Origin of the sequence: Streptomyces pinistramenti (assembly GCF_020564935.1) — a bacterium.
Taxonomy (GTDB): domain Bacteria; phylum Actinomycetota; class Actinomycetes; order Streptomycetales; family Streptomycetaceae; genus Streptomyces; species Streptomyces pinistramenti.
This window is the reverse complement of the sequence record NZ_JAJCXB010000054.1, coordinates 1-19,534: the sequence shown is the minus strand read 5'-3', so window position 1 is coordinate 19,534 and position 19,534 is coordinate 1. Positions and strand designations below refer to the sequence as shown.

General features: G+C 72.2%; 19 protein-coding genes. 9 read left to right on the top strand and 10 right to left on the bottom strand.

The window, feature by feature from the left end; genetic code table 11:
- Positions 1 to 163: 163 nt before the first annotated feature.
- From LIU39_RS27925 to LIU39_RS27915, 3 genes are read left to right on the top strand one after another with little or no spacing between them, the layout of a single operon-like run.
- On the top strand, positions 164 to 1,636 hold the full coding sequence (locus tag LIU39_RS27925) for an LCP family protein (RefSeq protein WP_227049680.1): 1,473 nt from the start codon (positions 164 to 166) through the stop codon (positions 1,634 to 1,636).
- Complete coding sequence (locus tag LIU39_RS27920) at positions 1,633 to 2,088, top strand: hypothetical protein (RefSeq protein ID WP_227049679.1); 456 nt, start codon at positions 1,633 to 1,635, stop codon at positions 2,086 to 2,088. Before LIU39_RS27925 ends, LIU39_RS27920 begins: the two co-directional genes overlap by 4 nt.
- Positions 2,089 to 2,129: 41 nt before the next feature.
- Positions 2,130 to 2,711 (top strand): VanZ family protein, encoded by a 582-nt coding sequence (locus LIU39_RS27915; RefSeq protein WP_227049678.1) that lies wholly within the window; start codon positions 2,130 to 2,132, stop codon positions 2,709 to 2,711.
- On the opposite strand, the gene LIU39_RS27910 is transcribed toward LIU39_RS27915, so the two are convergent.
- Positions 2,662 to 3,216 (bottom strand): acyl-CoA thioesterase, encoded by a 555-nt coding sequence (locus tag LIU39_RS27910; RefSeq protein ID WP_227049677.1) that lies wholly within the window; start codon positions 3,214 to 3,216, stop codon positions 2,662 to 2,664. The genes LIU39_RS27915 and LIU39_RS27910 overlap by 50 nt on opposite strands.
- Before the next feature lie 192 nt (positions 3,217 to 3,408).
- Here LIU39_RS27910 and LIU39_RS27905 point away from each other — a divergent pair, with 192 nt between their 5' ends.
- Positions 3,409 to 4,722 carry an LCP family protein gene (locus LIU39_RS27905; protein ID WP_227049676.1) on the top strand — a complete coding sequence of 438 codons (1,314 nt, stop codon included), beginning with the start codon at positions 3,409 to 3,411 and terminating at the stop codon, positions 4,720 to 4,722.
- A gap of 80 nt (positions 4,723 to 4,802) precedes the next feature.
- Here the strand turns inward: LIU39_RS27905 and LIU39_RS27900 are convergent, their stop codons facing one another.
- Entirely contained in the window at positions 4,803 to 5,975 is a 1,173-nt protein-coding gene (locus tag LIU39_RS27900) for an acyl-CoA dehydrogenase family protein (RefSeq protein WP_227049675.1), read from the bottom strand.
- A gap of 279 nt (positions 5,976 to 6,254) precedes the next feature.
- Between LIU39_RS27900 and LIU39_RS27895 the strand changes: the two genes are divergently transcribed.
- Complete coding sequence (locus LIU39_RS27895) at positions 6,255 to 7,595, top strand: UDP-glucose dehydrogenase family protein (RefSeq protein ID WP_227049674.1); 1,341 nt, start codon at positions 6,255 to 6,257, stop codon at positions 7,593 to 7,595.
- Between the two features lie 14 nt (positions 7,596 to 7,609).
- Here LIU39_RS27895 and LIU39_RS27890 read toward each other — a convergent pair whose 3' ends face one another.
- The gene (locus LIU39_RS27890) at positions 7,610 to 8,164 is read right to left on the bottom strand and encodes a CGNR zinc finger domain-containing protein (protein ID WP_227049673.1); all 555 of its coding nucleotides are present in this window, start codon (positions 8,162 to 8,164) and stop codon (positions 7,610 to 7,612) included.
- Between the two features lie 71 nt (positions 8,165 to 8,235).
- On the opposite strand from LIU39_RS27890, the gene LIU39_RS27885 reads away from it, so the two are divergent.
- Positions 8,236 to 8,601: a VOC family protein gene (locus tag LIU39_RS27885; protein WP_227049672.1), complete on the top strand. Its 366-nt coding sequence runs from the start codon at positions 8,236 to 8,238 to the stop codon at positions 8,599 to 8,601.
- Here LIU39_RS27885 and LIU39_RS27880 read toward each other — a convergent pair.
- Genes LIU39_RS27880 through LIU39_RS27870 form a run of 3 tightly spaced genes read right to left on the bottom strand, consistent with a single transcriptional unit; the run spans position 8,556 to position 11,577 of the window.
- Positions 8,556 to 9,776: a dipeptidase gene (locus tag LIU39_RS27880; RefSeq protein ID WP_227049671.1), complete on the bottom strand. Its 1,221-nt coding sequence runs from the start codon at positions 9,774 to 9,776 to the stop codon at positions 8,556 to 8,558. The genes LIU39_RS27885 and LIU39_RS27880 overlap by 46 nt on opposite strands.
- Positions 9,773 to 10,372, bottom strand: coding sequence for a 5-(carboxyamino)imidazole ribonucleotide mutase (gene purE / locus LIU39_RS27875; protein WP_372464071.1), 600 nt, complete (start codon positions 10,370 to 10,372; stop codon positions 9,773 to 9,775). The genes LIU39_RS27880 and purE overlap by 4 nt, the downstream gene beginning before the upstream one ends.
- Positions 10,369 to 11,577 carry a 5-(carboxyamino)imidazole ribonucleotide synthase gene (locus LIU39_RS27870; RefSeq protein WP_308409424.1) on the bottom strand — a complete coding sequence of 403 codons (1,209 nt, stop codon included), beginning with the start codon at positions 11,575 to 11,577 and terminating at the stop codon, positions 10,369 to 10,371. The genes purE and LIU39_RS27870 overlap by 4 nt, the downstream gene beginning before the upstream one ends.
- 229 nt (positions 11,578 to 11,806) lie before the next feature.
- On the opposite strand from LIU39_RS27870, the gene LIU39_RS27865 reads away from it, so the two are divergent.
- Both LIU39_RS27865 and LIU39_RS27860 read left to right on the top strand, forming a co-directional pair.
- Entirely contained in the window at positions 11,807 to 12,220 is a 414-nt protein-coding gene (locus tag LIU39_RS27865) for a hypothetical protein (protein WP_227049670.1), read from the top strand.
- A gap of 117 nt (positions 12,221 to 12,337) precedes the next feature.
- On the top strand, positions 12,338 to 12,856 hold the full coding sequence (locus LIU39_RS27860) for a GtrA family protein (RefSeq protein ID WP_227049669.1): 519 nt from the start codon (positions 12,338 to 12,340) through the stop codon (positions 12,854 to 12,856).
- 12 nt (positions 12,857 to 12,868) lie between these two features.
- On the opposite strand, the gene LIU39_RS27855 is transcribed toward LIU39_RS27860, so the two are convergent.
- Positions 12,869 to 14,116, bottom strand: coding sequence for a sensor histidine kinase (locus tag LIU39_RS27855; RefSeq protein ID WP_227049668.1), 1,248 nt, complete (start codon positions 14,114 to 14,116; stop codon positions 12,869 to 12,871).
- 126 nt (positions 14,117 to 14,242) lie between these two features.
- Positions 14,243 to 14,923 (bottom strand): response regulator transcription factor, encoded by a 681-nt coding sequence (locus tag LIU39_RS27850; protein ID WP_030086430.1) that lies wholly within the window; start codon positions 14,921 to 14,923, stop codon positions 14,243 to 14,245.
- Positions 14,924 to 15,402: 479 nt separating this feature from the next.
- On the opposite strand from LIU39_RS27850, the gene LIU39_RS27845 reads away from it, so the two are divergent.
- Positions 15,403 to 16,932, top strand: coding sequence for a peptide MFS transporter (locus LIU39_RS27845; RefSeq protein WP_227049667.1), 1,530 nt, complete (start codon positions 15,403 to 15,405; stop codon positions 16,930 to 16,932).
- A gap of 81 nt (positions 16,933 to 17,013) precedes the next feature.
- Here the strand turns inward: LIU39_RS27845 and LIU39_RS27840 are convergent, their stop codons facing one another.
- Together LIU39_RS27840 and LIU39_RS27835 are read right to left on the bottom strand one after the other, a co-directional pair.
- Positions 17,014 to 18,375 carry a hypothetical protein gene (locus tag LIU39_RS27840; protein WP_227049706.1) on the bottom strand — a complete coding sequence of 454 codons (1,362 nt, stop codon included), beginning with the start codon at positions 18,373 to 18,375 and terminating at the stop codon, positions 17,014 to 17,016.
- A 44-nt stretch (positions 18,376 to 18,419) separates the two neighbouring features.
- On the bottom strand, positions 18,420 to 19,534 hold a 1,115-nt coding region (locus LIU39_RS27835), incomplete at its 5' end, for a hypothetical protein (RefSeq protein ID WP_372464070.1).

Here is a 19,534-nt window from a genome sequence, read left to right as displayed (position 1 = left end):
TCCGGACGGCAGCCGGGTGGCAGGGCGGCCGGTGCCCGGCGTGTGGCGCTTTGCAGCAGATCGTATCGGCCTACGGTGTCCCCGCCGGCTTCGCCCCGACCCTTCGCCCCGCAGCTGTGGCCGGCCGCCACTCGCACCCGTCCCGCCGCGGAGGTGTCCCCCCGTGACCGCCCCGTCCCGCTCCGCCCGCACCGCTGCGCGCCGGCCCGCCCGGCGGCCGGGCCGCCGGCGCCCGCCGCGCAAGCGCTGGGGGCTGCGGATCGCCGCCACCGTCTCGGTGCTGCTGATGACGACCAGCGGGGTGGGGCACGCGATGGTCAGCGGCGTCGAGAGCGGCATCGACAGGGTGGACGCGTTCCAGGGCATGCAGAACCGTCCCGGGGGCGGCGAAGGGCTGAACTTCCTGGTCGTCGGCACGGACGGCCGGGACAAGATCACCAAAGAGGAGAAGGAGAAGTACCACCTGGGCGGCGCGCCCTGTCACTGCACGGACACCGTGATGCTGGTCCACCTGTCCGCCGGGCGGGACCGCGCCAGCGTCGTCAGCCTGCCGCGCGACTCGTACGCCGAGGTCCCCGCCCACCGGGACGCGGCCACCGGGCGGCAGCGGCCCCGGCACGCCATCAAGCTGAACGCGGCGTACGCGGAGGGCGGCCCCAACCTCACCGTGCGCACCGTCGAGCACATGACGGGGGTGCACATCGACCACTACCTGGAGGTCGACTTCACCACCTTCATGCGCAGCGTGGACGCGGTCGGCGGGGTGGAGATCTGCACCGTGCGGCCGCTGAAGGACAGCTATACGGGCCTGAACCTGCCGGCCGGAAAGGCACAGCTCAACGGCGGTCAGGCGCTCCAGTACGTCCGCTCGCGGCACATCGACGGGTCGGCGGACCTGGGCCGGATGCAGCGCCAGCAGCGGTTCCTCGCCTCGCTGATCCACAAGGTCACCTCTTCGGGGGTGCTGATGAACCCGGTCCGCTTCAAGGAGGTCGCCGACACGATGCTGGCGTCCGTGCGGGCCGATGCGGGGTTCGACGCCGACGACATGGTGGACCTCGGGCAGGCGATGCGTGGCTTCTCCCCGTCGTCGTCGGAGTTCGTCTCGGTGCCGCTGGCCAAGGACGGGGTGCGGCTGCCGGGCGGCGGTTCGACGGTGCGCTGGGATCCGGCCAGGTCCCGGCAGCTCTTCCAGGCGGTCCAGGACGACAGGCCGTTCGCCGTGCACCGGTCGAAGTCCGCGGCGAAGCGGCCGCCCGCCACGGTGGTGGACGTGCCGCCGAACCAGATCCGGGTGCACGTCGACAACGGCTCCGGGCAGCACGGCCTGGGCCGGAGCGCCGCCAAGGCACTGCACGGTGCCGGGTTCGTCGCCGCCGGCGTCCCGGGCACCGCGCCGGGCGACCCGCTCGCCCGCACGGTCATCTCCTACGACCCGCGCTGGGACCGCTCGGTCCGTACCCTCGCCGCCGCGCTGCCGGGGGCCGAGCTGCGCCAGGCGGCCCGGCAGGGGCCGGTCCTGAAGGTGACCGTCGGCGCGGACTACAAGGGGCTGCACCCGGTGCGGGCGGAGGAGCCGCCGGCCGGTTCCCCGGGGCTTGCCGCGATCACCGGGGACGAGGCCGTGTGCCCATGAGCGTCCCCACGCCCCGCGGGGCGGAGCGCCGTACGGTCCCCGGGCCTCCTGCCGGGCCGGTGTACCTGCGGCGGGCCGGGGTGGCGGCGGCCGCCCTGTGCCTGATCGCGGCGACCGCGGCGGCGGCCCCGCCGGCCCCGGCCGCGCCGACCGGCTGCGGTGATCTGACGGGCGGGCAGCTGTGCCTGCGCGGCCCGGTCGGCGCGGCGGGCCGGTACGTCGCGAGCTACCGGCGCGGCGGTGCGGCGGGTCCTGGCGAGATCACCGTACGGCTGGGATATCAGCGCAAGGACGTCAGGATCACGGCGTTCCCGGGGTGGTTCGGCTTCCGGCGGACGGTGCGGGGGGCCGCCGAGCTGGGCGGGCGGGTGGAGATGCTGCCCGGGGAGTGCATCCGGGGGCTCATGGAGCACCGGGACACCGTCTTCGTCACCAAGTGGAGCTGCGGCTGATCCCCGGGTCGGCCGACAGCACGTTTCCGGAGGGTCGCATCGTGTGGCAGGTCGTACTGGGCATCACGCCGGCGACGGTGACGCTGTTCCTGCTGGCGGCGATGGCGCTGGCGCTGGCGCTCGCCCTGTGGGCGGGCCGGGCGCCGGAGCGTGCGGCGCCGCGGCGTACCGCAGGGGTGCTGCTGGGCTGCTGGCTGGTGGTGGTCCTGGTGGCGACGCTGGCGCCCTCGCAGCCGATCGGTTCGGGCGATGCCACGGTGTGGTGGCTGCCGGGCGAGGGCCTGTTCGACCCGGGTGCGCCGCTGCTGCCGCTGGAGCTGTCGATGCTGGTGCGGCAGCAGCTGGCGAATGCCGCGCTGTTCCTGCCGGTGCCGATGCTGCTGCGGTTCGCGCTGCCGGGCCGGTCGGTGGCCGCCGCGTTCCTGGCGGGTGTGGGCCTGTGCGTGCTGATCGAGGTGGGGCAGCTGATGATGCGGGCCGGGCGGGTCGCCGATGTGAACGATGTGCTGTGCGGGGCCGCCGGAACCGGCATCGGTCTGGGGCTCGCGGGGCTGGCCCGGCTGGCCGCCGCCTTCATGCGTCGTCGAGGCCCTCGGCGGCGCGTCGCTCGCGCAGCTCCATGATCGCGCGCCGCCTGGCGAGGCGGTGCGTGCGGCGGATCTGCGCCTCCTGGTAGCGGCGCCTGTCCCGTTCGGTCTCGGGGACGACCGGCGGCACCGGGCGGGGCGTGCCGTCGGCGTCGACGGCGGCGAAGACGAGGTAGGCGGAGCCGACCTGGGTGGCCGGGGTGGATTCGTTCCAGCGCTCGGCCAGGACCCGCACGCCGACCTCCATGGAGGACCGGCCGGTCCAGTTGACCTGGGCCTTCACATGGACGAGGTCGCCGACCCTGACCGGTTCCAGGAAGGCCATCTCGTCCATGGACGCGGTCACGGCGGGTCCGCCGGAGTGCCGTCCGGCCACCGCGCCCGCGGCGTCGTCGACCAGTTTCATGATCACGCCGCCGTGCACCGTCCCGAGGAGGTTGGTGTCCCCGGCGGTCATGATGTGCGAGAGCGTGGTGCGGGATACGGAGGTGGGCTTGCCCGCGAGCGCACCCTCCTCGCCGGTCGCGGCGGTTTCGGTCATGCGACCACCCTAATCTCGGCCACCCGCGGCCGGGCGCGCGGCGTCCGGAATGCGGTTTTGCCCCGGTATCGCCGGAATGGTCACGTCCCCTTGCGGTATGCCCGGACCCTTTGCATCAGCTCTGCAACAGCACCGGCCCGATCCTGCACCCGGCCTGTAAGGAGGCCCCCTCCGGCAGGCACACTTCCCCCTATGAATGAGTGGCAAGGCGGTACCTCCCGCCCGCACGGTGCCGGGGGTGGACGATCCCGCGACCGGAGCGGGAACGGGTACGGACGCGGCAGCGGCAGCACCCAGCCGGAAGGCGTACGCGCCATGCCGCAGGTGCGGCGCGACGCGGGGTCCGGGTACGGGCGGTCCGAGCCGCCGCTGCCGCCGCAGATGTCCCCGCACCGGGGCACCGTGCCGCAGCAGTCCCAGGGCTACGACGACTACAGCGGCTACAACACCGGGCAGGTCTACGGCGGTGACGGCGGCGGCCGCGGCGGCGGCGCGGGCCCCGACGGCTACCGCGCCCGGCCGCGTCCCAACTGGGGCCGGCGCATCAAGTGGACCGTCCTGACGCTGGTGGTGGTGTTCGCCGTCACGTCGGTCGCCACGTATTTCTGGGCCGACGGCCAGCTGCGCCGGAAGGTCGACCTCAGCAAGGTCATCGACCGTCCCGCGGCCGGTGACGGCACGAACTACCTGATCGTGGGCTCGGACAGCCGCGAGGGCATGACCGCGGACGACAAGAAGAAGCTGCACACGGGATCGGCCGAGGGCAAGCGCACCGACTCGATGATGATCCTGCACGACGGCAGCAACGGCCCCACGCTGGTCTCGCTGCCGCGCGACTCGGACGTGGAGATACCGTCGTTCGTCGGCTCGGACTCCGGCAAGAAGTACCCGGACACGGGGCGGCACACCAAGCTCAACGCGGCCTACGCCGAGGACGGCGCCGAACTGCTGGTGCGGACCATCGAGTTCAACACCAAGCTGCACATCGACCACTACGTCGAGATCGGCTTCGCCGGCTTCGCCGGGATCGTGGACGCGATCGGCGGCGTCGAACTGGACATCCCCAAGGCGTTCAAGGACAAGGACTCCGGCTCCGACTTCAGGGCGGGCACGCAGACGCTCAACGGCACCCAGGCGCTGGCCTTCGTCCGCGCCCGGCACGCGTTCGCCGCGAGCGACCTGGCGCGCACCAAGAACCAGCAGAAGTTCCTGGCGGCGCTGGCGAGCCAGACCGCGACGCCTGGCACGATCCTCAACCCGTTCAAGCTCTATCCGACGATGAGCGCGGGCCTTGGCACCCTGATCGTCGACAAGGACATGAGCCTGTGGGACCTGGGCCAGATGTTCTTCGCGATGAAGGGCGTCACCGGCGGCGAGGGCAAGTCCCTGAACATGCCGATCTCCGGCAGCACCGGTGGCAACCTGCTGTGGGACAAGCCCAAGCTCGCGCAGCTCGTCCAGCAGCTGAACAACGACGAGAAGGTCACGGTCTCCGACGGCCAGTGACCCGGGCGGCGGCCTACGGGCCCGCCCCTGACCTGCGAGCGGCCCCCGGCGCGAAGCCGGGGGCCGCTCGCGCATCCGCCCTACGGCAGGTTGCGGGCCATCACGATCCGCTGGACCTGATTCGTGCCTTCGTAGATCTGGGTGATCTTGGCGTCGCGCATCATGCGCTCGACCGGGTAGTCACGGGTGTAGCCGTAGCCGCCGAGCAGCTGGACGGCGTCCGTGGTGATCTCCATGGCGGCGTCGGACGCATAGCACTTGGCCGCGGCGCCGAAGAAGGTCAGGTCCTCGGCCTTGCCGCCGGCCGAGATCCGCTCGGACTTGGCGGCCGCTGCGTAGGTCAGCTGGCGGGCGGCCTCCAGCTTCATGGCCATGTCGGCGAGCATGAACTGGACGCCCTGGAAGTCGCCGATCGGCTTGCCGAACTGCTTGCGCTCCTGGACGTAGCCCTTGGCGTAGTCCAGGGCGCCCTGGGCGATGCCGAGCGCCTGCGCCGCGATGGTGATGCGGGTGTGGTCCAGGGTCTTCATCGCGGTGGCGAAGCCGGTGCCCTCGGCGCCGATCATGCGGTCGGCGGGGATCCGGACGTTGTCGAGGTAGACCTCGCGGGTCGGCGAGCCCTTGATGCCGAGCTTCTTCTCCGGGGCGCCGAAGGAGACGCCCTCGTCGCCCTTCTCCACGACGAACGCCGAGATGCCCTTGGAGCGCTTCTCGGGGTCGGTGACGGCCATCACCGTGTAGTACTCGCTGACACCGGCGTTGGTGATCCAGCGCTTGACGCCGTTGAGCACCCAGAAGTCGCCGTCGCGGACGGCCTTGGTCTTCATGCCGGCCGCGTCCGAGCCGGCGTCCGGCTCGCTCAGGCAGTACGAGAACATCGCGTCGCCCTTGGCCAGCGGGCCGAGGTACTTCGCCTTCAGTTCCTCGGAGCCGGAGAGGATGACCGGCAGCGAGCCGAGCTTGTTGACCGCCGGGATGAGCGAGGACGAGCCGCAGACCCGGGCGACCTCCTCGATGACGATGACGGTGGCCAGCGCGTCGGCACCGGCGCCGCCGTACGCCTCCGGTACGTGGACGGCGTGCAGGTCATTGGCGACCAGCGCATCGAGCGCCTCCTGCGGGAAGCGTGCCTCCTCGTCCACGGCGGCGGCGAACGGTGCGATCTTCGCCTCGGCGAGCGCGCGCACCGACTCACGGAGCATGTCGTGCTCCTCCAACGGCCGGTACAGATCGAAATCAGCGGTTCCCGCCAAGGTTTCTCACTCCCCTGAGAGCTGACTGCAGTGCTAACTACCGTTAAGTAACCCGTTACTTCCATCGGATTCTAGGCGCCGGTGGCCCATCGGGATACGTGAGGTTGCCGACAGCCTGCGGCCCCGGGGCGGTCGCCGCCCGACCGGGCCCGCGGCAGGCCCGACTATGCTCGGTCAGCGCTGTTTTCCCGCCCGGGACAGCGCGGTCACAGCCCGCCCGTCACCGACCGCCGACCCGCACCCGCGGCCCCGCGCCGACACCACTTGTCTGGAGTACCCATGGCCCTCAAGATCACCGTGATCGGCACCGGCTACCTCGGCGCCACGCACGCCGCCGCCATGGCCGAACTCGGCTTCGAGGTGCTGGGCCTTGACGTGGTCCCCGAGAAGATCGAGATGCTCCAGCGCGGCGAGGTCCCGATGTACGAACCGGGACTTGAGGAGCTGCTGCGCAGCCATGTCGCGGGCATCGAGGGCTCCAGTGGCCGGCTGCGCTTCACGACCTCCTACGAAGAGGCGGGCGCCTTCGGCGATGTGCACTTCGTGTGCGTCAACACACCGCAGAAGCACGGCGAGTACGCCTGCGACATGTCGTACGTGGAGAGCGCCTTCGCGTCGCTGGCGCCGCATCTGACGCGGCCTGCGCTGGTCGTCGGCAAGTCGACGGTGCCGGTGGGCAGCGCGGCCCGGCTCGCCGGGCTGCTGGCCGCGGCGGCGCCCGCGGGCGCGGCGGCCGAGCTGGCCTGGAACCCGGAGTTCCTGCGCGAGGGCTTCGCCGTCCAGGACACCCTGCACCCGGACCGGATCGTCGTCGGCGTGGCCGGCGAGCAGGCCGAGAAGCTGCTGCGCGAGGTGTACGCGACGCCGGTCGGCGAGGGCTCGCCGTTCATCGTCATGGACTACCCGACGTCCGAGCTGGTCAAGACCTCCGCCAACTCCTTCCTCGCGACGAAGATCTCCTTCATCAACGCGATGGCCGAGGTGTGCGAGGCGGCCGACGGCGATGTGGTGAAGCTGGCCGAGGCCATCGGGCACGACGAGCGGATCGGCAAGAAGTTCCTGCGGGCCGGCATCGGCTTCGGCGGCGGCTGCCTGCCCAAGGACATCCGGGCCTTCATGGCCCGCGCCGGTGAGCTGGGCGCCGACCAGGCACTGACCTTCCTGCGCGAGGTCGACTCGATCAACATGCGGCGCCGCGGCCACATGGTCGAGCTGGCCCGTGACGCGGTGGGCGGCGGCTTCCTCGGCAAGCGGGTGGCCGTCCTGGGCGCCACGTTCAAGCCGGACTCGGACGACGTACGCGACTCCCCCGCGCTCAATGTCGCGGGCCAGATCCACCTCCAGGGCGGCCAGGTCACCGTCTACGACCCGAAGGGCATGGAGAACGCCCGGCGGCTCTTCCCGACCCTCGGCTACGCGGACAGCGCACTGGAGGCGGTGCGCGGCGCGGACGCGGTGCTGCACCTGACGGAGTGGCAGGAGTTCCGCGAGCTGGACCCGGCGGCGCTCGGCGAGGTGGTCACCGAGCGCCGCATCCTGGACGGCCGCAACGCGCTCGACCCGGAACTGTGGCGCAAGGCCGGCTGGACCTACCGGGCACTGGGACGCCCGCAGGCGTAGGCGGGAACCGCCCGTCAGCCGGACTCCGCGCGCCTGGCGCGGTAGGTCCGCATCTTCGCCCGGCTGCCGCAGACCGCCATGGTGCACCAGCGGCCGCGGCCGGCCGGGCTTCGGTCGTAGAAGGCCCACAAGCAGTCGTGGGCCTCGCACGCCTTCAGGCGCGCCCAGCTTCCGTCGACCGTGGCGGCGGCGATTCCGGCGGCGACGGCGGCGGTGAGCACGGCGGTCCCGGTCAGTTCTGGCGCGGGGCGCAGCGCGGCGCCGCCGTCGGTGTCCACGGTGAGGACCAGCGGCGCGCGGGCGAACAGCCGCTCCAGGTCACGGGCGGCCGCGTGGGGCAGGGCGGCGCCGGTGTGCGCGAGGCAGGCCGCCCGCAGCGCCTCCCGCAGCACGCACGCCTCGTCCGTCCCGTCGTCCGCCCGGCCCTCGCCGCGCGGCAGGCCGTGGCCGTCGAGGAACGCGGCGAGGCCGCCATCGGCGGTCAGTGCGTCCTGCCCGGACGCGATGTCGAGGGTGTTCACCAGCTGCTGCACCAGGAGCAGTTGGCCGGGTGCGGTGCGGTCGGCCATGTGTATGACGTTACCTGCGCGGGCAATGATGCAGTAACACAGTTACCGGTTAACCCATTCAGGAGGTAACGATGACTCTCATCGTCCCCGGCCCCGTCGTCCTGGACTGCCCCGACCCGCAGGCGCTCGCCGGCTTCTACGCCGCGACGCTGGACTGGGAGGTGGGCGGCGACGACGACTGGGCCGTGGCCACCGGGCCCGCCGGGTGGCAGCTGGCCTTCCAGCGCGTCGATGGCTATACGCCGCCGCGCTGGCCGGGGCAGGAGCAACCGCAGCAGTTCCACCTCGACTTCGACGTGGCCCGCGCCGCCATCGACGAGGCGGAGCGCCGGGTACTGGGCCTCGGCGCCGAACTGGTGCAGCCGGACGAACCCGAGCGGGCCTTCCGGGTCTACCTCGATCCCGCGGGCCATCCGTTCTGTCTGTCCCTGCGCTGAGCGGTCCTCGCCGCAGCCGACGGCGGGCGGCTCGCCTGCTCGTCGCGGGCGACGTCCTCGGCGGCGCGCAGCACCCGGACCGCGTTCTTCCAGGTGAGCTTCGCGAGGTCGGCTTCGGACCACTTGCGGCGCTGCAACTCGGCGATCAGGTGCGGGTATCCGGCGACGTCGGCGAGGCCGTCCGGGGTGAAGGCGGTGCCGTCGTAGTCGCCGCCGATGCCGATGTGGTCGGCGCCCGCCACCTCGCGCATGTGGTCGAGGTGGTCGGCGACGGTGGCGGCGGTGGCCTTCGGCCGCGGGTGGGCGGCCTCGAAGGCGCGGTGCACGGCCATGCCCTCCTCGGTGGTGTCGAGGTGGTGCAGGCCGTGCGCGCGCATGTTCTCGTCGGCCTGCCGGGTCCACTCGACGGCGGCGGGCAGCACGAACTTCGGGACGAAGGTGGCCATCGCGACGCCGCCGTTGGCCGGCAGCTGGGCCAGTACGTCGTCGGGGATGTTGCGCGGGTGGTCGCAGACGGCGCGGGACGACGAGTGCGAGAAGATCACCGGCGCCCGGCTGGTCCGCAGCGCGTCGCGCATGGTGGTGGCCGCGACGTGCGAGAGGTCGACGAGCATGCCGCAGCGGTTCATCTCGCGCACGATCTCTTCGCCGAACGCGGTCAGGCCGTCGTGCCGCGGCTCGTCGGTCGCCGAGTCCGCCCAGTCGATGGTGTCGTTGTGGGTGAGCGTCATGTAGCGGACGCCCAGCCGGTGCAGGGCCCGCAGGGTGGCCGGCGAGTTGTGGATGGAGTGGCCGCCCTCGGCGCCCATCAGGGACGCGATCCGGCCCTCGGCGCGGGCCGTCTCCATGTCGTCGGCGGTGAGCGCGAGGCGCAGCTCGTCCGGGTAGCGGGCGACCAACTGCCGCACCACGTCGATCTGTTCGAGGGTGGCGCTGACCGCCTTGTCGCCCGCGTAGTCGGCGCGTACGTACACCGACCAGAACTGCGCGCCGACGCCGCCGGCCCGCAGCCGCGGGATGTCGGTGTGCAGGAACGCCGACTGGTCGGCGGCGATGTCGCGCCGGTCGAGGTCGTAGCGGACCTGCTCGCGCAGTGCCCAGGGCAGGTCGTTGTGGCCGTCGACGACGGGCCAGCGGGCCAGCAGTTCCCGCGCGGCGTCCAGCTCGGCGCTCACCTGTTGCCTCCGAAGCCGAAGCCGGCCGGGGAGGCGACCTTGTTGCGCAGCCGCTTGCCCTTCTCGGTCGCCTGGTCGTTCAGCTCCTGCTGGAAGTCCCGCATCCGGGCGCGGAGTTCGGCGTCGTGGGCGGCGAGGATCCGGACGGCGAGCAGTCCGGCGTTGCGGGCGCCGCCGACCGAGACGGTGGCGACCGGCACGCCGGCCGGCATCTGCACGATGGACAGCAGCGAGTCCATGCCGTCCAGGTACTTCAGCGGCACCGGCACGCCGATGACCGGCAGCGGGGTGACCGAGGCGAGCATCCCCGGCAGGTGCGCGGCCCCTCCGGCGCCCGCGATGACGGCCTTCAGGCCGCGTCCGGCCGCTTCCTCGCCGTACGCGATCATCTCGCGCGGCATGCGGTGCGCGGAGACGACGTCGACCTCGTAGGGGATCTCGAACTCGTCGAGTGCCTTGGCCGCGGCCTCCATGACGGGCCAGTCGGAGTCGGAGCCCATGACGATGCCGATGAGCGGGGCGGCGGGGGCGCCACCAGAGGGGCGCGCGTGAGCGCTCGTTGAGGGGTGGCGGTCGGGTGCGGGGCTGGCCGTCATTCGGTGATCGTTCCTCGCAGGTAGCCGGCGGCGTGCGCGGCGCGCTCGCGCACGTCGGCCAGGTCGTCGCCGTAGGTGTTGACGTGGCCGACCTTGCGGCCGGGCTTCACGTCCTTTCCGTACATGTGGATCTTCAACTGCGGGTCGCGTGCCATGCAATGGAGGTACGCGGAGTACATGTCCGGGAAGTCGCCGCCGAGAACGTTGGCCATCACCGTCCAGGGGGCGCGCGGGCGCGGGTCGCCGAGCGGGAGGTCGAGCACCGCGCGGACGTGGTTGGCGAACTGCGAGGTGACCGCGCCGTCCTGGGTCCAGTGGCCGGAGTTGTGCGGGCGCATCGCGAGTTCGTTGACCAGCACCGCGGGCTCGCCGTCGGCGCCGGTGACCTCGAACAGCTCGACGGCGAGATGCCCGACGACGTTCAGCTCGGCGGCGATCCGCAGCGCCAGCTCCTGCGCCTGCGCCGAGAGGCGGCCGTCCAGTCCTGGCGCGGGGGCGATGACCGTGTCGCAGACGCCGTCGACCTGGACGGATTCCACGACGGGGTAGGCGACGGCCTGGCCGTGCGGCGAGCGGACGACGTTGGCGGCCAGTTCGCGGACGAAGCCGACCTTTTCCTCGGCGAGTACGGGCACTCCGGCGCGGAACGGCTCGGCCGCTTCCTTGGAGGATCGCACGATCCAGACGCCCTTGCCGTCATAGCCGCCGCGGACGGTCTTGAGGACCACCGGGAAGCCGCCGCCCCGGCCGTCCTCGGGCCACTGCCCCGCGGCCCGGCCCCGAGCGCCGTCCCCGGCCAGCTCGGCGGCGAAGGCCGCGGCATCCGCGGGATCCGTCACCAGGCGGTGCCGCGGACAGGGCGCGCCGATCGCGTCGAGCTTCGCCCGCATCACCCCCTTGTCCTGCGCGTGCACCAGAGCGCCGGGGCCGGGCCGTACGGGGATCCCGTCGGCCTCCAGCGCCCTCAAGTGCTCGGTGGGCACGTGCTCGTGATCGAAGGTGATCACATCGCAGCCGCGCGCGAAGGCGCGCAGCGTGTCCAGGTCGCGGTAGTCGCCGATGACGACCTCGCTCACCACCTGGGCCGCCGAGTCCTGCGGGGTGTCACTGAGGAGCTTGAACTTGATGCCGAGGGGGATACCCGCCTCGTGGGTCATACGGGCGAGCTGACCGCCACCGACCATGCCGACTACCGGGAACGTCACGCCCCCAGGGTATCCGCCCGGCCGCGCCGCCCCGACAGCGCCTTGGGGGATCCTCCAAGGGCGGGCGCGCGAGGGGTGGCGGCGGGCGCCGCGGGAAGATCACCAGGAGGGGCGGAGCCACCCGTACGGGACGTGCACGGGCGCGGAGCGGGCGACGGCGGAGGGGGAAACGGGGATGGCGAGGAACGGGCGGGGCGGAAAGGACGGCATACCGGGGTGGCCGGAGTGGATGGCGTGGGATTCCCGGCTGCTGGTGCCGGCCATGGCCGTCGCCGCGCTGCTGATCGCGGTCTACACGGTGATCTCCCAGCTGACCGGGCCGATGGTCTTCGGCCCGCACAGCACCGACGTCACGGTCTCGCCCGGCGACCACTTCTCGGTGCAGCTGCCCGCCACCCCCGACGGCTCCCGCTGGATCATCGCCGCCCCGGCCCCCGACCCGGCCGTCCTGCGGTCCGCCGGCGGCCACGTCACGACGGGCGCCCCACCGCCCGCCGACCCCGCCACCACCCGCTACCTGGACTTCGACGCGGTCGGCTCCGGCCGTACGGACCTCCGGCTGCTGCGCTGCCGCACGTGCGGCCCCGGCGCCGCGGAGGAACCCGGCGCCCGGAGCCTGAACTTCCGGATCACCGTGGAGTGACGCCGTTGCGGCCCGCGACCGGGCGCGGACACGGCCACCGGACGCTGGTTAGCATGTGGGGGCGGACCGGGATGTCGGTGCGCGGATCCGCCACCGACAGGGAGCGGAACGATCACCATGAGTGAACGGAGCGCACTGCGGTCCCGACTGGATGCGCTCACCCGGGAAGTCGTGAAATTCGGCGCCGTCGGCGGCGCCGGGGTCGTCGTGAACTTCGCGGTGTTCAACCTCGTACGGCATCTGACGGAGCTGCCCGTCGTCCGGGCCAGCGTGGTGGCGACGGTCGTCGCGACGGTCACCAACTACCTCGGCTACCGCTACTTCACCTACCGCGACCGCGACAAACAGGGCCGCACCCGCGAGCTGACGCTCTTCCTGCTGTTCAGCGTCATCGGCCTGGTCATCGAGAACGGCGTGCTCTACGTCGCGACGTACGGCTTCGACTGGGACACCCCGCTGCAGAGCAACGTCTTCAAGTTCCTCGGCATCGCCATCGCCACCCTCTTCCGCTTCTGGTCGTACCGCACCTGGGTCTTCCGCACCCTCCCGGCGCGCGCCGCCGTGGAGAGCGCCGAGACCATCCTCGCGGGGGAACCCGAACGCCGGCCGCAGCCGCACGGCACCTCGCCCCGCTAGGCCGTCTCGCCCTCACAGGTCGACCGGCTCCGCCTCCCGGGCCAGGAACAGTGCGAACACCGGCGGGTGCTGCTGGAGCAGTTCCAGCCGTCCGCCGTCGGCCTCCGCCAGGTCACGGGCGACCGCGAGTCCGAGGCCGGTCGAATTGCGGCCGGAGACGGTGCGCTCGAAGACCCGCGAGCCGAGGTCCGGCGGCACACCGGGCCCGGCGTCGGTGACCTCGACGACCGCCTGGTTGCCGGTGACGCGGGTGCGCAGCGCGACCGTGCCCGCGCCGTGCATCAGCGAGTTCTCGATGAGGGTGGCCATCACCTGCGCCACCGCGCCCGGCGTGCCGACCGCCCGCAGCCCCTTCTTGCCGGACCGGACGATCGCCCGCCCCGCGCTGCGGTAGGCGGGCCGCCACTCCTCGATCTGCTGCTTGACCACCTCGTCCAGGTCGAAGGCGACCGCGGATCCGGAGCGCGGGTCGCGGGAGTTGGTCAGCAGCCGCTGGACGACGTCCGTCAGCCGTTCCACCTGGGCCAGCGCGATGGTGGCCTCTTCCTTCACGGTGTCCGGATCGTCGGTGACCGTGATCTCCTCAAGGCGCATGGACAGCGCGGTCAGCGGGGTGCGCAGCTGGTGGGAGGCGTCGGCCGCCAGTCGGCGCTCGGCGGTCAGCATCCGTGCGATCCGTTCGGCGCTGGCGTCCAGGACGTCGGCGACCCGGTCGAGTTCCTGCACGCCGTAGCGGCGGTGGCGCGGGCGCGGGTCGCCGGAGCCCAGGCGCTCGGCGGTCTCGGCGAGGTCGGTGAGCGGCGCGGTCAGCCTGCGGGCCTGCCGGATGGCCAGGATCACGGCGGCGATGATCGCCAGCAGTGCGACGGCCAGGATGATCAGGAGCGTCCGGCCGATCTCCTCGTTCACCGTGGCGCGGGATTCCTGGACGGTGACCACCTCGCCGCGGTCCCCCTCGACCCGTGAGGCGATGACATCGCCCGCGGGCCGCTTCCCGATCTCGATGGGCCCCTTGCCCGGCACCCTGATCTGCGCGTACCGCTTGGCGGTGATCTGTTCGGAGAGGATCTCCGGCGTGATCTTCTCGCCGCTGCCGAGACGGCTCTCCACGATCCCCACCAGCCGGACCGCCTCGGAGGCCACGCTCTCCTCCGCGCCCGCCTGGATCGTGCGGGTCTCGACGATGACCAGCGAGACGCCGCAGACGGCGATCACGACGAGCACCACGGCAAGGGTGGAGTTGATGAGGCGGCGGCGCACGGTGCCCTCCGGGCGGGAATTGCGGTGGTCTGGGGCCTGATCCGCACGCCAGGCCCCCACTCGGCTTCCCGCCCGGCGGCCGGGCCGCGGACGGGCCCGGGGAGCGTGGCGCGCCCCCTGGGGGTGTCAGCTCTTCTCGAAGCGGAAGCCGACGCCGCGGACGGTGGCGATGTAGCGCGGGTTGGCGGCGTCGTCACCGAGCTTCTTGCGGAGCCAGGAGATGTGCATGTCCAGGGTCTTGGTGGACGACCACCAGGTGGTGTCCCAGACCTCGCGCATCAGCTGGTCGCGGGTGACGACCCGGCCGGCGTCGCGCACCAGCACCCGAAGGAGGTCGAACTCCTTGGCGGTGAGCTGGAGTTCCTCGTCGCCCATCCACGCGCGGTGCGACTCGACGTCGATGCGCACGCCGTGGGTGGCGGGCGGCTGCTGGGGTTCGGCGGTGGAGCCGCGGCGCAGCAGCGCGCGGACGCGGGCGAGGAGTTCGGCGAGCCGGAAGGGTTTGGTGACGTAGTCGTCGGCGCCGGCGTCCAGGCCGACGACGGTGTCCACCTCGTCGGCGCGGGCGGTCAGCACCAGGATGGGAAAGGAATGGCCTTCGTTACGGAGCCGGCGGGCGACCTCCAGGCCGTCCATTCCGGGCAGGCCCAGGTCGAGCACGACCAGGTCGATATTCCCCTGGAGACCGGCGTCGAGCGCCGTGGGGCCGTCCTCGCGCACCTCGACTTCGTAACCCTCGCGGCGCAGTGCGCGGGCGAGCGGCTCCGAGATGGACGCGTCATCCTCGGCGAGCAGTACACGGGTCATGGCCCGATGGTAGTCCGATGCGTTGGACCATCGGGCCGAGCAGGCGCGGCCGGTGACGGTCACGCGGATCTGTGCCGTGAGCCGGGACGGCGCGGGTGGTGGCGGTGCGAACGGTTCCCTGTGTGAATGTGAGCGTTGTCTCACCCCTCCCAACGGTGCGTATACGGGACGTATGGTGGCCGGACGTCCATCGCACAGCCGCTGGGGCCCGTGACCCTGAACTGGTGTCATCGGTCCCTGTTGTGTGCAGGGCCGGTACCACCGTCCCCGCTACACAGTGATCGACCTGTCGACCGGGTCCGCCGCGCCAGAAGCACGGGGGGCGTGGATCCCGGTGTACGACCGTCCTGCCGATTCCTCCGCGTGTGGGGTCGAACCCCTCGGACGTGGGGGCGGGCAAGGCGTACGCCGGTGCCGGTCACCCCCACCCGGGCGCGTAACGCCTCGTCAGCGCGTCCCGAGCAGACCAAGGAAGCACCATGGCGTCCAGCCTGACGAAGGACGCCGCCCCGCAGGGGAACCCTGCACAAGGCGGTAAGACCTTCTTCGGCCACCCCCGCGGACTGGCCACTCTCTTCATGACCGAGATGTGGGAGCGCTTCAGCTTCTACGGCATGCGGGCCTTGCTCGTGCTTTACCTGATTTCCGGCGGCACGGATGCCAAGCCCGGGGCCCAGGGTGGCGGCCTGGCCATGACGATGGCCACCGCGTCGGCGATCTACGCCGTGTACCTCGCGATGGTCTACCTGCTCGCCATGCCCGGCGGCTGGTTCGGTGACCGCGTGTGGGGTCCGCGCAAGACGGTCGCCATCGGCGCGGGCGTCGTGATCATCGGCCACCTCACGCTGGCCATCCCCGGACAGGGGATGTTCTTCGCCGGTCTGGCGCTGGTCGCCCTGGGATCCGGCCTGCTCAAGGCCAACATCTCGACGATGGTCGGGCACCTCTACGACGGTCCGCAGGACCCGCGTCGTGACGGCGGCTTCACCCTCTTCTACATCGGCATCAACGTCGGTGCCTTCGCCGCCCCGCTGGTCGTCGGCACGATCGGCCAGAGCGTCAACTGGCACCTGGGCTTCGCCGCCGCCGCACTCGGCATGGGCCTCGGCCTGGTGCAGTTCCTGCTCGGCACCCGCCACCTGAGCCCGCAGAGCAGCGCGGTCCCGACCCCGCTCGCGTCCCAGGAGCGGATGGCCTGGCTGCGCAAGGGCCTGATCTGGCTGATCGTCGCCGCGGTCTTCTACGGCATCGTCATCGGCACCGGCACCTTCACGCTGAACTGGGCGCTCATCCCGATCGCACTGCTCGGTCTGGTCATCCCGATCTCCGTGCTGGTCCGCATCAAGCGCGACAAGGAGCTGTCGGACGAGGAGCAGACCAAGGTCAGCGGCTACGTCTGGTTCTTCGTCGCGGCCGCCGTCTTCTGGATGATCTTCGACCAGGCCGGCTCCACGCTGAGCGGCTTCGCGGAGAAGAACACCGCGGACAACGTCTTCGGCCTCGGCTTCCCCTCGACCTGGTTCCAGTCGATAAACCCGCTCTGGGTGATGGCGCTGGCCCCGGTCTTCGCCTGGCTGTGGCTGGCCCTGGCCAAGCGCGCCAAGGAGCCGAGCACCACGATCAAGTTCTCCATGGCGATGGTGCTGATCGGCATCTCGTACTTCGTCTTCATCCTCCCGATGCAGATGTCGGCGGACGGCACGAAGGTCAGCCCCATGTGGCTGATCGTGGTCTACATGATCCAGACCATGGGCGAGCTGTGCCTCTCCCCGGTCGGCCTGTCGGTGACCACCAAGCTGGCCCCGCAGAAGTACGCCAGCCAGATGCTGGGTGTCTGGTTCCTGGCCGTCACCGCCGGTGACTGCGTGGTCAGCCTGCTGTCCACGGCCGGAGCCGATCTGAGCGGCGTGGGCGTCCTGGCGGCGGAGGCCGCGCTGGCGGCCCTGGCCGGTGTCGCGATCTGGATCAACCGCAAGAAGATCACGGGTCTGATGGGCGACGTGCACTGACGTTCGCGCCACACCAGAAGGGCCCGGCACGCTGCTGCGTGCCGGGCCCTTCTGCCTGCCTGGCCCTGCCGAAGCCGCAGGTCAGCGGCGCAGCCGCCGCCACGGGGTGAAGGTGAAGACCGCGCCGCCGAGCAGGAGGACGGTGCCGGCGAAGAGGCCGAGGGCGGTCAGGCCGCCGTGGTCGCTCGCCCCCGTCTCCGCCAGGCCGCCCGCACTGCCGCCGGCCGCCTGCGCGCCGCCCGCCGTGCCGCCGCCGGATGACGCCGCGCCGCCGGAGCTCCCGCCGGACGTGCCGCCCGGCTGGGCCGAGGTGTCCAGCGTCAGGGAGACACCGGGGTCCTTCTCCGGGGTGCAGGTGGTGGTCGTCCCGAGCGCCTTGACGGTGAGCACTCCGGGCGCCAGCGTCGCCTTGCCGGTGGCGCCCGGCTTGTAGGTGCCCTTGAGGTCGGGGATCTCGATCGGCTGCCCGGACTTGATCGGCGCGGCGTTGGCCGGCCCGGTCACCTTCACCGTGCCCTTGTCCGCGCCGCCCGCCTTCACGTCCATCGACGGGACGACCGAGCCCTTGGGGATGTCGGCCGGGCTGTCCATCACGGACTTGCCGAACTTCACCGTCAGGTCGTACCCGCCGCCCTTCTTCACGCCGTTGATCCTGACCGGCGAGGTCGCCTTCTTGTCCCCGATGGGTGTCTTGCAGGCGTACGGCACCTGCACTTCCTTGCCCTGGTATGCGGTGCCGTCGGGGTCACCGCCGGAACCTCCCGTGGCTCCGGCGCTGGTGCCGCCGCTCGTCCCGCCGCCGGTGCTGCCGCCCGAGTCCGCACCGCCGGACGCGGTGCCGCCGGACGTCGTGCCCCCGGCGTCCGTGCCGCCCGAGTCCGTCCCGCCCGTGCCGGATGCCCCGCCGCTCGTTCCCGCCGTCGTGCCGCCGCTGTCCCCGCCGCCGGTGACCTTGATCGTGGCCGCGGGCGGCACGTCCTCCTCGGGTGTGCACTTGGTGTCCGTGGAGATCGGCTTGTTGACGTTGATGTTGTAGAAGCCGGGCGCGAGGGTGACCTCGCCGGGCTTCTCCAGTTTCAGCGTGCCCTTCATGTCCGGCAGCTTCATCGGGCTGTTCTTGGGGATCGGCGGATTCTGCCGCGGTCCCTGCATCGCCAGGTCGCCGGTCTGCGCGCCCGCCACCTTGACCGTGCCGGTGGGCTGCACCGTGTCCTTGTCCAGGTCGAGGATGTCGGGGTTCTTGGAGGCGGCCTCGACCGTCTTCCACACCACCTCGACCTCGTCCCCCACCTTCGCCGTGGCCGGCGCCGTCACCGTCACCTTCGTGGTGCCCTTGATCGCGGGCAGCCCCGAGATCGGCGGCGGCTTGCACTCCGTCCTGTACGCGACGTCCGCCGCGCGGGCGGCCGGTGCCGTGGCCACGATGCCCGCCCCCGCGAGCATCAGCGCGGCTCCCGCCGCCACACCCGCTCTCCTCCGTTGCCTCATCACATGGGCCCCTTCGACGTCGGTCGTTGCGTGGATGTGGTGGTGGACGGTGCGGCGTCCGGGGTGAACCAGGGCAGCGCGGCCGGGGCGTCCGCCGGGGCGGACGGGCCGGCCGGGCCACCACGTACGGTGCCGTTCCCGCGCGGCCGCCCGGCGGACACGCGGGCCCGGAAGCGCGGGCCGGGCGCGGCGGGGGCGCGGGGCGCGGGGGCCAGGCGCGGGCGGATCCGGTCGACGACCGCCATGCCGATCCGGAAGACCGCCGTCGGGATCACCACGCACAGCAGCACCCAGAAGAGCGTCACGCCCCACGGCCTGCCGACCCCCCAGGGCTGCTCGGCCAGCAGCTTGCCGCCGTACTCCAGGGAGACCAGGTAGTCGCCGTGCGCACCGGCCGCCAGCTCCACCGGCAGCGTGACCCTGGCCTTCTTCCCCGCCGGTACGGTCCCGCGCCACTGCTGCTCCTCCCACTCGGGAGCGAAGACGCCGTGCGAGGTCCCGACCTTGAAGAGCGGATCCTTCGCGGGTGCCGAGCCGAGATTGCCGACCGTGAAGGTCAGACTGCGCTGCGGCGGCGCGCCGAACCAGGTCAACAGGCCGCTGCTGCCCGCAAGTTCCGGCCGGTCGACCACCGCGAGCCGGCCGCCCGCGCCCTCCTTGGGCAGCGGCGCCACGGGATGGCCCGCCACCTTGAACGCGACGTCCGCCGCGGCCGCATCGCCGGTCACCGTCGCGACGTGCACCACGCAGGGGCAGGGCTTGGGCGGCTCGGCGACCGGGAGGCGCTTGCGGAACGCGCCGTGTGCGTCGGTGGTGGTGGCCCGGCCGTCGCCGTTGGCGCAGGAGTTGGTGCCGCCGATCATGTTCTGCCCGCAGATCAGCAGCGTGAGCAGCACCTTCGGCCGCCAGCCGCGCCCGGTCACGGTCACCGTGCCGCCGGTGCCCGCCTCCTGCTCGGAGACCTGCGCCGAGGGCGCGGCGGCGCTGCGTACGGCGGCCACGGCGGCGGGCGGCGCCGGGAGCACCAGCGCCGCGCAGAGGGCGAGCGCGGCGGCGATGCGGGAGCGGTACGGGCCGCCGGGGCGTGTCCGATGGGGCGCCGCGACGCCACGGC